The organism is Ectothiorhodospira marina, assembly GCF_900109495.1.
In the GTDB taxonomy this organism is placed as follows: domain Bacteria; phylum Pseudomonadota; class Gammaproteobacteria; order Ectothiorhodospirales; family Ectothiorhodospiraceae; genus Ectothiorhodospira; species Ectothiorhodospira marina.
Map to the genome: position 1 here is coordinate 15,942 of NZ_FOAA01000015.1, position 13,211 is coordinate 29,152.

Annotated in this window: 12 protein-coding genes; all 12 read left to right on the forward strand. The window is 65.3% G+C overall.

The genetic code is table 11. From position 1 onward, the window contains the following. Positions 1–285 precede the first annotated feature (285 nt). The 12 genes from BMY52_RS12125 (at position 286) to BMY52_RS12180 (ending at position 13,203) form a co-directional block, all read left to right on the forward strand. Positions 286–1,788 carry an NAD(P)H-hydrate dehydratase gene (locus BMY52_RS12125; RefSeq protein WP_090254784.1) on the forward strand — a complete coding sequence of 501 codons (1,503 nt, stop codon included), beginning with the start codon at positions 286–288 and terminating at the stop codon, positions 1,786–1,788. Continuing rightward, entirely contained in the window at positions 1,785–2,267 is a 483-nt protein-coding gene (tsaE, locus tag BMY52_RS12130; RefSeq protein WP_090254786.1) for a tRNA (adenosine(37)-N6)-threonylcarbamoyltransferase complex ATPase subunit type 1 TsaE, read from the forward strand. The genes BMY52_RS12125 and tsaE overlap by 4 nt, the downstream gene beginning before the upstream one ends. Before the next feature lie 68 nt (positions 2,268–2,335). Beyond that, entirely contained in the window at positions 2,336–3,706 is a 1,371-nt protein-coding gene (locus BMY52_RS12135) for an N-acetylmuramoyl-L-alanine amidase (protein WP_425429238.1), read from the forward strand. Between the two features lie 7 nt (positions 3,707–3,713). Beyond that, positions 3,714–5,657, forward strand: a complete 1,944-nt coding sequence (gene mutL, locus BMY52_RS12140; protein WP_090254788.1) for a DNA mismatch repair endonuclease MutL — start codon at positions 3,714–3,716, stop codon at positions 5,655–5,657. 45 nt (positions 5,658–5,702) lie between these two features. Continuing rightward, complete coding sequence (gene miaA, locus BMY52_RS12145; RefSeq protein ID WP_090254790.1) at positions 5,703–6,614, forward strand: tRNA (adenosine(37)-N6)-dimethylallyltransferase MiaA; 912 nt, start codon at positions 5,703–5,705, stop codon at positions 6,612–6,614. 94 nt (positions 6,615–6,708) lie between these two features. Beyond that, a complete protein-coding gene (gene hfq, locus BMY52_RS12150; protein WP_090254792.1) occupies positions 6,709–6,957 on the forward strand; it encodes an RNA chaperone Hfq in 249 nt (82 codons plus the stop codon). A gap of 66 nt (positions 6,958–7,023) precedes the next feature. Then, positions 7,024–8,307 (forward strand): ribosome rescue GTPase HflX, encoded by a 1,284-nt coding sequence (gene hflX, locus BMY52_RS12155; RefSeq protein WP_090254794.1) that lies wholly within the window; start codon positions 7,024–7,026, stop codon positions 8,305–8,307. Positions 8,308–8,396: 89 nt separating this feature from the next. Next, the gene (hflK, locus tag BMY52_RS12160) at positions 8,397–9,572 is read left to right on the forward strand and encodes an FtsH protease activity modulator HflK (protein WP_090254796.1); all 1,176 of its coding nucleotides are present in this window, start codon (positions 8,397–8,399) and stop codon (positions 9,570–9,572) included. Further along, the gene (gene hflC, locus BMY52_RS12165; protein WP_090254798.1) at positions 9,572–10,450 is read left to right on the forward strand and encodes a protease modulator HflC; all 879 of its coding nucleotides are present in this window, start codon (positions 9,572–9,574) and stop codon (positions 10,448–10,450) included. Before hflK ends, hflC begins: the two co-directional genes overlap by 1 nt. A gap of 27 nt (positions 10,451–10,477) precedes the next feature. Continuing rightward, a complete protein-coding gene (locus BMY52_RS12170; protein WP_025280795.1) occupies positions 10,478–10,666 on the forward strand; it encodes a DUF2065 domain-containing protein in 189 nt (62 codons plus the stop codon). Positions 10,667–10,723: 57 nt separating this feature from the next. Next, positions 10,724–11,908, forward strand: a complete 1,185-nt coding sequence (locus BMY52_RS12175) for an ATP phosphoribosyltransferase regulatory subunit (protein WP_090254800.1) — start codon at positions 10,724–10,726, stop codon at positions 11,906–11,908. Positions 11,909–11,910: 2 nt separating this feature from the next. Further along, the gene (locus tag BMY52_RS12180; protein ID WP_090254801.1) at positions 11,911–13,203 is read left to right on the forward strand and encodes an adenylosuccinate synthase; all 1,293 of its coding nucleotides are present in this window, start codon (positions 11,911–11,913) and stop codon (positions 13,201–13,203) included. Positions 13,204–13,211: the final 8 nt, after the last annotated feature.

Consider the following 13,211-nt stretch of genomic DNA (forward strand, 5'->3'; position numbering starts at 1 on the left):
GAGCGACGCAGCGCACAGCATACGACAGGAGGCAAGCCAGGATACAGGCGGATCAAGGCATGGCTGGCACAATGGACCCGAACGGGATCACCGGCATCGACGGTTCGGCGGGGATTCTCCATGGGGCCGCGAGGGCGCTTCGCGAAGCGCCCGTACGAGGGCACCGCGAGGTCGGGGATGGCATCCAGGCTTGGCACTGGCGGCTTTTCCTCCTGTATCTTTGCAGACGACGAGCCCCCTTGCCTGTCTGACGTTCCATCGATCCTGTCCTTGAGAGTCACCCCGATGCTTCCCACCGCCCTTTATACCGCTGAACAGGTGCGCGACATGGACCGCTGCGCCATCCAGGATCATGGCATTCCCGGGTACACCCTGATGGAGCGGGCCGGCGCTGCCAGCCTGTCGGTGCTGCGCGCGCGGTGGCCAGTGGCCCGGGTGATCGCCGTGGTCTGCGGTCCAGGCAATAACGGGGGCGACGGTTATGTGGTGGCCCGCCTGGCCCGGGAGGCCGGGCTGGAAGTTCGCCTGGTGGCGGCCACGGATCCCCGGGCCTTGCAGGGGGATGCTGCACGGGCCTGGCGGGATTGGCAGGCTTGCAGTCCGTCTCCCCGGGGTGGGGACGCACGGGGCCTGGCGGGCGCTGATGTGATCGTGGATGGACTGCTTGGCACGGGGCTGGGGCGGCCTGTGGAAGGTGAGATGGCGCAATGGGTGCAGGCCATGAATGCCTCCCCGGCCCCGGTGCTGGCCCTGGATATCCCTTCGGGCCTGAATGCGGATACCGGCGCCGTGATGGGCTGTGCCGTTCAGGCATGGGCTACGGTGACCTTCATCGGGCTCAAGCAGGGGTTGTTCACTGGCGCGGGACCCGAACACTGCGGCCCTGTTCACTACAACGATCTTGACGTACCTGCTGCGGTGCGCCGCGTCCAGGTCCCCGCTGCCTGGCGCTGGACCGGTGCTGACCTGCAGTCCCTGGGGCGGCGTTCCCGGGGTGCCCATAAGGGACATTTTGGTCATGTGCTGGTGGTGGGCGGCGATGCGGGCATGCCGGGTGCCGTGCGTCTGGCGGCCGAGGCCGCGGCGCGGGTGGGGGCGGGGCTGGTGAGTGTGGCCACCCATCCGGCGCATGCGGCGCTGATTCCCATGGCGCGCCCGGAGCTCATGTGCCACGGTGTTGAGCATCCGGCGGACCTGGATGCCCTGCTGGACAAGGCTTCGGTGGTGGCGGTGGGGCCGGGGCTGGGGCAGGGACCGTGGGGACAGGCCCTGTGGCAACGGGTGACTCAATGGCAGGGTCCATTGGTGGTGGACGCCGATGCCCTGAACCTGCTGGCGACCACGCCGCTGCGTCGGGATGACTGGGTGCTGACGCCCCACCCCGGCGAAGCGGGCCGGCTCCTGGGGCTGGATGGCGCTCAGGTGCAGGGAGATCGTCCCACGGCTGCCGCCTCCCTGGGGCAGCGCTATGGCGGCGTCTGTGTGCTCAAGGGGGCTGGCTCCCTGATCCAGGGGCCATCAGGCCGGCAACTCTGTGATGCGGGCAATCCGGGCATGGCCAGCGGCGGGATGGGGGATGTGCTCACCGGGGTGATCGCCGGCCTGATGGCCCAGGGACTGCCGCCGGCGAGTCACTGGCAGGACAGGGCCTTGTCTGATCTGGAGGCTGCGGCCACCCTGGGCGTTTGCGTCCATGCCGCCGCGGCGGATCGAGCCGCCGTGGGTGGCGAGCGCGGCCTGCTGGCAACGGATCTCCTGGCCTGCCTGCGACCCACGGTGAACCCATGATTCAAGCATTGCCCGACGAATCAGCCACCCGAGCCTTCGGGGCTCGTCTGGCGTCCACCAGCCCGAAGCGTGGGCTGGTCTTTCTCGAGGGGGATCTGGGCGCTGGCAAGACCACCCTGGTGCGGGCCTTCCTGCGGGCCCTGGGGCACCATGGTCCGGTGAAAAGCCCCACCTATACCCTGGTGGAACCTTACGAGATCGGTGGGCGTCGTATCCTGCACTGTGATCTGTATCGACTGGCCGATCCGGAGGAGCTGGAATACCTGGGCCTGCGGGAGGATCTGGACGATGCCACCCTGGCCCTGGTGGAGTGGCCGAGCCAGGGGGCGGGGTGGCTGCCTGTCCCGGATCTGGTGCTGAGCCTGACACCCCAGGGGGGCGGGCGGCGGTTGGCTTTAACGGCCGGTAGCGATGTCGGGAGGCGCTGGATGGCACGCCTTCTCGAGAATCCACCCGAAAATGAACGGCTATCTGGCTAATATTACAGATCTTTCGGGCTTGCAATCCATCCTGTTTCAGCCACACTATAGTGTGGCAGCTTCTCTTTATGGGGGTCAGGGGCGTGACCGGTTCGATCAATCAGGCCAGACGGCGGCGGTTCTTGCAGTGCCTTTTGTACGCATCGGGCATGACCGTGGCCGGTGGGTGGTGGCCATCCGCCGCCCTGGCTGGAAGCCAGGCCCGTGTCCAGTCCCTGCGCACCTCCGTGGACGGCGAAGTCACCCGGCTGGTGTTTGATCTGTCAGGGCCCGTGGACCATGCCCTGTTCACCCTGAGCGACCCGGACCGGGTCGTGATCGACATGCGCAAGGCCCGGCTGACCGGCGAACTGAGGTTGCGTGCCGAGTCCGTGGGCCCCCTCGAGGGTGTGCGGCACGCGCCCCGGAACGAGGAGGATCTGCGTGTGGTGCTGGATCTGAGTCGTCCCGCCAATCCCCGCAGTTTTCTGCTGCGACCCACCGATGACAGTGGGCATCGCCTGGTGATCGATCTGCAGCAGGAGGGCAAGGGGGCCGCCGGATCTCCGGCGGTGGGCGAGGAACGGCCCCGTTCCCGTGATGTGATCGTGGCGATTGATGCCGGGCACGGGGGGAAGGATCCTGGCGCCATCGGCCCGAGCGGTACCTATGAGAAAGACGTGGTGCTGGCCATTGCCAAGCGCCTGGAGGCACTCGTGAAGCGAGAGCCGGGGATGAAGCCGGTGATGATCCGTACCGGCGATTATTTCCTGCCACTGCGTGAGCGCATCCACCGGGCCCGCCAGAATCATGCCGATGTGTTCATTTCCATCCATGCGGATGCGGCACCGGATGCCCGGGCCCAGGGATCCTCGGTGTACATGCTCTCGGAGCGCGGCGCGACCAGTGAAGCAGCACGCTGGCTGGCGCAACGGGAGAATGAGGCCGACAGTCGACTGGGTGCCGTCCCCATCAGCGACAAGGACGATGTGTTGGCCTCGGTGCTGCTGGACCTCTCCCAGACGGCTACCCTGGAGGCGAGCAATACCCTGGCGGACTCCCTCATCGGGGAACTGCATCGGGTGGGCAAGGTGCGTCGTGCGCGTGTCGAGCGAGCCGGCTTTGCCGTCCTGCGCTCCCCTGACGTGCCCTCCGTGCTGGTGGAGTCGGCCTTTCTCTCGAATCCGCATGAGGAACGCAAGCTCAAGACCGCCGCGTTCCAGCAGTCCACGGCCGAGGCCCTGTTGGGTGGCTTGCAGGACTATTTTTCCCGGCATGCGCCGCCGGGCACGATCCTGGCGGAGAGTCGCCGCGGTCGTCATGTGATCCAGAGCGGTGAGACCCTCTCCACCATCGCCAGTCGCTACCAGGTCTCTCTGGGGCAGCTGCGCCGTCATAACAACCTGAACGGCGACATGATCCGCGTGGGGCAGATCCTGGAAATCCCGCAAGGGGGGTGAAGGTATCGTGCCCATCCATGAACTGCCCCCGCAACTGATCAACCAGATTGCCGCCGGCGAGGTGGTGGAACGGCCAGCGTCCGTGGTCAAGGAGCTGCTGGAGAACAGTCTGGATGCCGGTGCCCGGCGCATCCAGCTGGACGTGGAGCAGGGCGGGGCGCGGCGTATCCGGGTGCGGGACGATGGCTGCGGCATCCCCCGGGAACAATTGTCCCTGGCCCTGTCGCGGCACGCCACCAGCAAGATCGCCAGCCTGGATGACCTGGAACGGGTGGGGAGCCTGGGCTTCAGGGGGGAGGCCCTGCCCAGTATCGCCTCGGTATCGCGGCTGACACTGACCTCTGCCGTGGCGGGCGACGACAGCGGCTGGTCCCTGCAAGGCGATGGTGGCGATCGGTTCGAGGCGCCCGAACCGGCGCCACATCCGGTGGGCACCACCATCGATGTGCGGGAATTGTTCTTCAACGTTCCGGCGCGACGCAAGTTCCTGCGCACCGAGCGCACTGAGTACGGCCACCTGGAAGAGGTGGTCCGCCGGCTGGCACTGTCTCGTTTTGATGTGGGGTTTGATCTCAATCACAACCGCAAGTCCACCCTGCGCCTGCCCCTGGCTGAGGATGCGGCAGCCCGGGATCGTCGCGTGGGGCAGATCTGTGGCGAGGCCTTTCTGGAGCAGGCGGCCTTCATGGAGCAGGAGGGCGCCGGGCTGCGCCTGTGGGGCTGGATGGGCCTGCCGACCTTTTCCCGCAGTCAGGCCGATCTGCAGTATTTCTATGTGAACGGGCGCATGGTGCGCGACCGGCTGGTGACTCACGCAGTGCGCCAGGCCTATCAGGACGTCCTCTATCATGGCCGGCACCCGGCCTATGTCCTCTTTCTGGAGCTGGATCCGGCCCTGGTGGATGTGAACGCCCACCCGGCCAAGCATGAGGTGCGCTTTCGCGAGTCCCGCCTGGTGCATGATTTCCTTTTCCGCAGTCTGCACCGGGCGCTGGGGGCGTTGCGCCCCGGTGCATCGCCAGGGCTCACCGGGCCGGCCGCGGCAACCGCGGAAGCGGTTTCGTCCACCGAGCCATCGCGCGTCGGCCAGGCCGGACACGCGGGTCAAGCCCAGGTGCCCAAGACCCAGGCCCCCGACGACACACCAGCGCATGCCGGATCGCAGGCGGATCACGCCCGGCCATCCGGGGCACCCGCCGCCTGGGGTGGGCGGCAGGGCCGGTTGCCGCTGAACGTGGCTGAGTCCATGGAGGCCTATGGCCGCCTGCACCCGGATACGGTGCCAGCCGTCGACCCCGCAACGACCCTCGCAACCGGGGGGGAAGCGGGCGGCACTCCCCCCAGTCCAGAGGAATCCCTCACGGATGAACCCCCCATGGGGTTTGCCCTGGCCCAACTCCATGGGGTGTATATCCTTGCCCGCAACCGGGAGGGATTGGTGTTGGTGGACATGCACGCGGCCCACGAGCGCATCACCTATGAGCGTCTGAAAAAGGCCTACCGGGGTGAGGGGGTCAAGTCTCAGCCCCTGCTGATTCCCGAGACCCTTCAGGTGAGTCGCGCCGAGGCGGACCTGGCCGAGGCTCATCAGGAGGCGTTTGCCAGTCTGGGCCTGGAGGTCGACCGCAGTGGGCCGGAGCAGTTACGCCTCAGGGCCGTCCCCAGTCTGCTGGTGGGAGGGGATGCCGCGGCCCTGGTGCGGGATGTGATTGCCGATCTTCATGTCCATGGTCAGTCCACGCGGGTGGAGGAACACATCAATGCCCTGCTGGGCACCATGGCCTGCCATGGGTCGGTACGCGCCAACCGGAGCCTGACCCTGCCGGAGATGAATGCCCTGCTGCGGGACATGGAGGCCACCGAACGCAGCGGCCAGTGCAATCACGGCCGCCCCACCTGGGTGGCCCTGTCCATGGCCGAGTTGGACCGTCTGTTCATGCGAGGGCGTTAGGTGAGCGGGACAAGTTCACCTGCTGCCCCCCCGGCGATCTTCCTCATGGGCCCCACCGCCACCGGCAAGACGGCGCTGGCGGTGGACTGGGTGCGGCGCCTGCCCTGCGAGATCATCAGCGTGGACTCGGCCATGATCTATCGGGACATGGATGTGGGTACGGCCAAACCCACCCCGGAGACGCTGCGGGCAGCACCGCATCACTTGGTGAATATTCTGGATCCGGCCGAGAGTTACTCCGCGGCGCGTTTTCGTGACGACGCCCTGGCACTCATGGCGGAGATCACCGCCCGTGGGCGGGTACCCCTGTTGGTAGGGGGAACCATGCTGTATTTCCGGGCCCTGGACTTTGGTCTGGACACCTTGCCCGATGCCGATCCTGCGGTGCGTGCCCGCATCGATGCCCTGGCCGCGGACGTGGGCTGGGAGGGGGTGCATCAGGTCCTGGCTCGGGTGGATCCCCCTTCGGCGGCACGCATCCATCCCAATGACCCGCAGCGACTGCAGCGTGCCCTGGAGGTATTTGAGCTCACCGGGCGCCCCCTGTCCGCGTTCCACGCCCAGCCCCAGGTCTCGCAACTCCCCTATGATGTCCTGCGCCTGGCCCTGATGCCGGCGGATCGTGCCCGTTTGAGGGAGCGCATTGCGCAGCGCTTTCATACCATGCTGGAGGCGGGTTTCATGGACGAGGTTCGCGCCCTCCGGGCACGCGGTGACCTGAACCCGCGGATGCCTTCCATCCGCGCCGTGGGTTACCGCCAGGCCTGGGCCTGTCTCGAGGGTGAACTGGATCAGGAGGTCATGGTCTCAAAGGCCATTACCGCCACGCGTCAATTGGCCAAGCGCCAGATGACCTGGTTGCGAGGCTATCCGCAAACCTGCCGGTATGATCCCGAGACGCTCGATCATGCCCGGATATTTCGGGCGGTGGCGGCGCATGTGAACTGCCTCCGATAACGGTGGGAAGCCATATGCTAGAATCACCGTTCCGTCGGGCCGATGGCCCGGTTGTCGGAACCACAACAAAGATGACCCAACCCGGGAGCAAGCCATGTCAAAAGGGCAGACACTACAAGAACCCTTTCTCAATACCCTGCGCAAGGAACGCATTCCGGTTTCCATCTATCTGGTGAATGGCATCAAGCTTCAGGGTCAGATCGACTCCTTCGATCAGTTCGTGGTGCTGCTCAAGAACAGCGTCAGCCAGATGGTCTATAAGCACGCCATTTCCACGATTGTGCCGTCCCGGCCGGTCAAGATGGCCATGGCCGATGATGGCGATCAGGATCATCCGTCCTGATCCTGCCCGGCGCGCCCCCCATGGGTGGCGCCGTCCCATTTCATGCACTGAGGTGTCAGCCCCATCTTGTTCGAGAGACCCCGCAGCGGCGAGCGTGCCGTACTGGTTCACCTGAATCTTCCTGCCCAGGATGACGACGAGGACTGCCACGAGTTCATGGAGTTGGTGCGCTCGGCCGGGGCCGAGCCCGTCGGCCTGATCACCGGGAGCCGCAAGGCGCCGGATCCGCGTTATTTCGTGGGCAGTGGCAAGGCCGAGGAGGTGCGCGATCTGGTGAAGCGTGAAGAGGCGGAGGTGGCCATCTTCGATCATCCGCTCTCCCCCAGTCAGGAACGCAACCTGGAAAAACTCCTCCAGTGTCGTGTTCTGGATCGTGCCGGGCTGATCCTGGACATCTTTGCCCAGCGTGCCCGCTCCCACGAGGGCAAGTTGCAGGTGGAACTGGCCCAGCTGCGCCACATGTCCACCCGGCTGGTGCGGGGCTGGACCCACCTGGAGCGTCAGAAGGGGGGCATTGGTCTGCGTGGTCCGGGTGAGACTCAGCTTGAAACCGACCGGCGACTTCTGGGGGTGCGCATCAAGCAGATCACCCGTCGTCTGGAGAAGGTGGAACAGCAGCGGGAGCAGGGCCGGCGCTCGCGACTGCGGGCCGAGGTGCCCACGATCTCCCTGGTGGGGTACACCAATGCCGGCAAGTCCACCCTGTTCAACCGGCTCACCCAGGCGGGCGTGTACGCTGCTGATCAACTCTTCGCCACCCTGGACCCGACCCTGCGGCGTGTGGAACTTCCCTCGCAACAGGCAATGATCCTCGCCGATACGGTGGGTTTCGTCCGGCAATTGCCCCATGATCTGGTGGCAGCCTTTCGTGCCACGCTCACCGAAACCCGCGAGGCCTCTCTGCTGCTGCACGTGGTGGATGCCCATGACGCACAGCGGGATGCCTACAGGGAGCAGGTGAATCAGGTTCTTGAGGAAATCGGTGCCCGGGAGGTGCCGCAGATCCTGGTGTTCAACAAGATCGATCTCATCCCGGGGGCGACACCGCGGATCGAACCCGCTGACCATGGAGAGCCGGCCCGAGTATGGCTGTCGGCCCAGACCGGTGAAGGGGTGGATGCGTTGCTGGAAATGCTGGCCGCGCACTATGCCGAGTCCATTGTCAGTGGTTGGCTGGAGTTGCCACCCACGGCGGGGCGCGAACGGGCCGGGCTGTTCGAGATGGATGCGGTGGAGCGGGAGGAGGTCACCGAAAGCGGCGGCTGGCGCCTTCAGGTCCGCCTGCCCCAGCGCCGCCTGGATGAACTTTTTCGGGAAGCAGGGTTCACACCGAAACTGTCACAAGACTAGAATGGGCCGCTTGCGTGGCTGGTCGGGGAACGGATGCCAGGGCCACTCAACCTTCAGATGATTGAACGCGTTTTCGACGGAGTCAGCACATGCCCTGGAATGAACCAGGAAACAACGGCAAGGATCCCTGGGGCGGCGGTGGTAACCGCGGCGGTGGGAATCAGGGTCCTCCGGATCTCGACGAGGTCCTCAAGAAACTGTCTTCCAAATTCAACGCCCTGTTCGGCGGTGGCAGTGGAGGAGGAAGTGGCAGCGGCGGTGGCGGTCTGGGCAAGCATGCCTCGGCCGGTATCAGTCTGGCGGCCATCCTGACCCTGGTCATCTGGTTGGCCTCGGGCTTCTTCATCGTGAGTGAAGGGGAGCGAGGCGTGGTCCTGCGCTTCGGTGCCTTTAACTCCGTGGCGACCCCGGGCCCCAACTGGCATCTGCCCTATCCCATCGAGCAGGTGGAGATGGTGGACCTTGACAGCATCCGCTCCATTCAGCATCGGGCCCTGATGCTCACCGGTGACGAAAACATCATCGATGTGGACATTGCCCTGCAATACCGGGTGATGGATCCCGTGGACTTCCTCTTCAACGTGCGTAACCCGGAAGTCACTGCCCGCCAGGTGATGGAGTCGGCGATCCGCGAGCGCATTGGCAAGAGTCGCCTGGAGTTCATCCTGGGCGAGGGGCGTGGCGAAGTGGCCACCAGCACCCAGGGAGTGATTCAGACTGCCCTGGATACCTACGGGACCGGCATCGCCGTGACCGCAGTGAGCATGCAGCAGGCCCAGCCCCCCGAACCGGTGCAGGGAGCCTTTGCTGATGCCATTCGTGCCCGCGAAGACGAGGTGCGCTTTCGCAACGAGGCCGAGGCCTATGCCAATACCATCGTGCCCCAGGCCCGGGGTGAGGCGGCTCGCCTGACCCAGGAAGCCGAAGCCTACCGGGATCAGGTGGTGGCCCAGGCCACAGGTGATGCCTCGCGCTTCACCCAGCTCCTGGCCGAATACCAGGATGCGCCCGACGTCACCCGGGAGCGTCTCTTCATCGAAACCAGCGAAGTGGTGCTGGGTTCCACCAGCAAGGTCTTTCTCGACGTGGACAGCGGCAACAACCTGATGATGCTGCCCCTGGACAAGATTCTGCGGGGCGAGATGTCCGCCGGCCAGCCGGAGGGAGGCGCCCGTTCGAGTCCGTCCAGCCTGTCCACCCGACCGACGACGCTATTGCCAGACCCTGGCCAGCGTCCTGATCCCCGTTCACGGGAGGTGCGTTGATGTTTAGGATCGCAGCGATCGTCATTGCCGTTGCGGCCGTGATTCTGGCCCTGTCCACCTATACCGTGGACGAACGTGAGCGGGTCATCATCTTCAGTCTTGGAGAGATCAAGCGCGTGGACCCCGAACCGGGTCTGCACCTGAAGTTTCCCATCGTCAACAACGTGCGCAAGTTCGATGCCCGGGTGCTGACCCTGGACATCCCGCCGGATCGCTTCCTCACCAGTGAGGCCAAGAACGTCATTGTCGATTTCTATGCCAAGTGGCGCATCGACGATGTATCCCAGTTCTTTCGGGCCACCCGCGGTGATGAACGCAATGCCGAGGATCGCCTGGCTCAGATCCTGAGGGATGCCATGCGCAACGAGTTTGCCAAGTACACCCTGGCCGAGGTGGTTTCCGATGACCGTATCACCATCATGGGGGCTGTGCGTCAGCAGGCCCTGGACACCGCGGCGGAACTGGGCGTGGTCCTCGTGGATGTGCGCATCCGGCGCATGGACCTCCCCGATGAAGTGAGTGAATCGGTATTCGCCCGCATGCGGGCCGAGCGTGAACGTATTGCTCAGGACTTCCGCGCTCGCGGCCGGGAAGAGGGTGAGCGGATTCGCGCCCGCGCTGACCGTGAACGCACGGTGATCATCGCCAACGCCTATCGCGATGCCGAGGAGATACGCGGTGAGGGTGATGCGGGTTCGGCGGCCATCTACGCCGATGCCTACACCCAGGATGAGGAATTCTTCAGCTTCTACCGGAGCCTGCTGGCCTATCGCAACACCATGTCGGGTCAGGAGAATGTCTTCGTGCTGGAGCCGGATTCCAACTTCTTCCGTTATTTCAAGGATCCCATGGGCGGGCAAGCGCGGCCCGGGCAGTAGTCCCGATCCTGCACGAGTCTGCCTTCCATGTGGTCTGACTTATTGGCGGCCCTCGCATTGCTGATGGTGATCGAGGGCCTGCTTCCGTTTATCAACCCCGCCGGGCTGCGCCGCACCCTGCTTGAGGTGGCGCAACTACCCGATTCGGTGTTGCGCGGCGTGGGTCTCGCCAGTCTGGTGCTGGGGGCCCTATTGCTGTGGTGGGTGCGTGGCTGAGCCCCGACCCTCCGCGGCCGGGGTGCCCCGACCTTCAACCGACCTTGATTGAGTGACATGACCGATTCCAATCGCTGGCTGCTCCCCGAAGGCGTGGAGGAGGCCCTGCCGCCCTTGGCGGAGCGCCTTGAAACCTGCCGACGTCAACTGCTGGATCTGTATCATGGCTGGGGTTACCAGCTGGTCATGCCGCCCTTCATCGAATATCTGGAGTCATTGCTGACCGGGACGGGGCATGGCCTGGATCTGCAGACCTTCAAGCTGACCGATCAGCTCAACGGGCGGCTGATGGGCGTGCGTGCCGACATGACGCCGCAGGTGGCCCGAATCGACGCCCATCGCCTCAAGCGAGAGGCGCCCTCGCGACTGTGTTACATGGGTACGGTCCTGCATACCCGCCCCGATGGCTTTGCCGGTTCCCGCAGTCTGTTGCAGGTGGGCGCCGAGTTGTATGGCCATTCGGGGCTGGATTCGGATCTGGAGATCCTGAGCCTGATGCTGGAGACCCTGGCGGTCTGTCAGGTGGATGCACCGCTGGTGGACCTGGGTCATGTGGGGATCTATCGGGCGCTGGCCACCCAGGCAGGACTGGATCCGGATCAGGAGGCAACCCTGTTTGACATGCTCCAGCGCAAGGCATTGCCGGAGATCCGGGGGTATCTTGATGACCTCCCCATGGAGCATGCACCCCGCCAGCGCCTGGCGGCCCTTGCAGAACTCAACGGCGGTGATGAAACCCTGGCACAGGCCCGGGAGGTGATGGCCGGTGCGGGGCAGGAGGTGGCCGGCGCCCTGGATGCCATGGAGCGCCTGGCCCAGGGGCTGCGCGCCCGGGACCCGGCAGTGATGCTGCATTTCGATCTGGCCGAATTGCGCGGCTACCATTATCACACCGGCCTGGTGTTTGCGGCGTACCGGCCGGGCAATGGGCAGGAGGTCGCCCGCGGCGGGCGCTATGACGACATCGGCCGGGTATTCGGTCGCGCCCGTCCGGCCACCGGCTTCAGCGCCGATCTCAAGACCCTGGTGCGGCTCTCCCGACAGCCGGAAAGTCCCCCGGCGCGGGCCATCTTTGCCCCGGCGGATCCAGACGCCTCCCTGGCGGCGGCGGTCACCCGCCTGCGCCGGGAGGGAGAGCGGGTCATCCAGGGCCTGTCCGGTCAAGCAGCGGATGCCGTTGCCATGGGGTGTGACCGGATGCTCGTCAAATCCAATAATCAGTGGACAGTGGTGGATGCTTGAACATGAGTAAATTCGTAGTGGTCCTGGGCAGTCAGTGGGGCGATGAAGGCAAGGGTAAGGTGGTGGATCTGCTCACCGAGGAGGCCGCCGCCGTCGTGCGTTTCCAGGGCGGGCACAATGCCGGCCATACCCTGGTGATCGATGGGCGCAAGACGGTACTGCACCTGATCCCATCGGGCATCCTGCGCGAGAATGTGCAGTGCCTGATCGGCAACGGCGTGGTGCTCTCCCCCGAGGCCCTCATGAAGGAAATGGCCATGCTGGAGGACAACGGTGTGCCGGTGCGCGAGCGCCTGCGGCTATCCGAGTCCTGTCAGCTGATCCTGCCCTACCATGTCACCCTGGATCAGGCCCGTGAGAAGGCCCGGGGCAATGCCGCCATCGGCACCACCGGCCGGGGCATCGGCCCGGCCTACGAGGACAAGGTGGCCCGTCGCGGCCTGCGCCTGGGAGATCTGTTCCACCGGGAGCGCTTCGCCGCCAAGCTGGGCGAGGTGCTGGACTATCACAACTTCGTGCTCAAGCATTATTTCAAGGTTGAGGCGCTGGACTTTCAGGCGGTGCTGGAACATGCCCTGGCGGTGGCTGAAGAGCTGGCACCCATGGTCATGGATGTGCCCGAGCGTCTGCGTCAGCTGCGGGAGCAGGGTGCGGCGGTGATGTTCGAGGGGGCTCAGGGTACGCTGCTGGACATTGATCACGGCACCTATCCCTTCGTGACCTCCTCCAGTACCACCGCCGGCGGCGTATGCACGGGCAGTGGCGTGGGGCCTCTGGATCTGGACTATGTGCTGGGCATCACCAAGGCCTATACCACCCGGGTGGGCGCCGGGCCGTTCCCCACCGAGCTCTTCGACTCCATGGGGGAACACCTGGCCCATCGTGGTCATGAGTTCGGTTCCACCACTGGGCGGCCGCGTCGCTGTGGCTGGTTCGATGCCGTGGCCCTGAAACGCGCCGTGGCCATCAACAGTATCAGTGGGCTGTGCGTCACCAAGCTGGACGTGCTGGACGGCCTGGAAACCTTGCAGATCTGCGTGGGCTATCGCTGCGGTGATGTGGTCCACACCGAGCCCCCGGCAGGCGCCGACGCCTATGCCGAGTGCGAGCCCGTCTATGAAGAGTTGCCGGGTTGGCAGGAATCCACCGTGGGGGTCACGGATTATGACCAGTTGCCCGCTGCCGCCCGGACCTATCTGGAGCGCATTCAGGAGGTCGCAGGCGTGCCCGTGGACATGATTTCCACCGGCCCCGACCGTGGCCAGACCATTCTCAAGCGCCATCCATTCGCGTGATTGACACA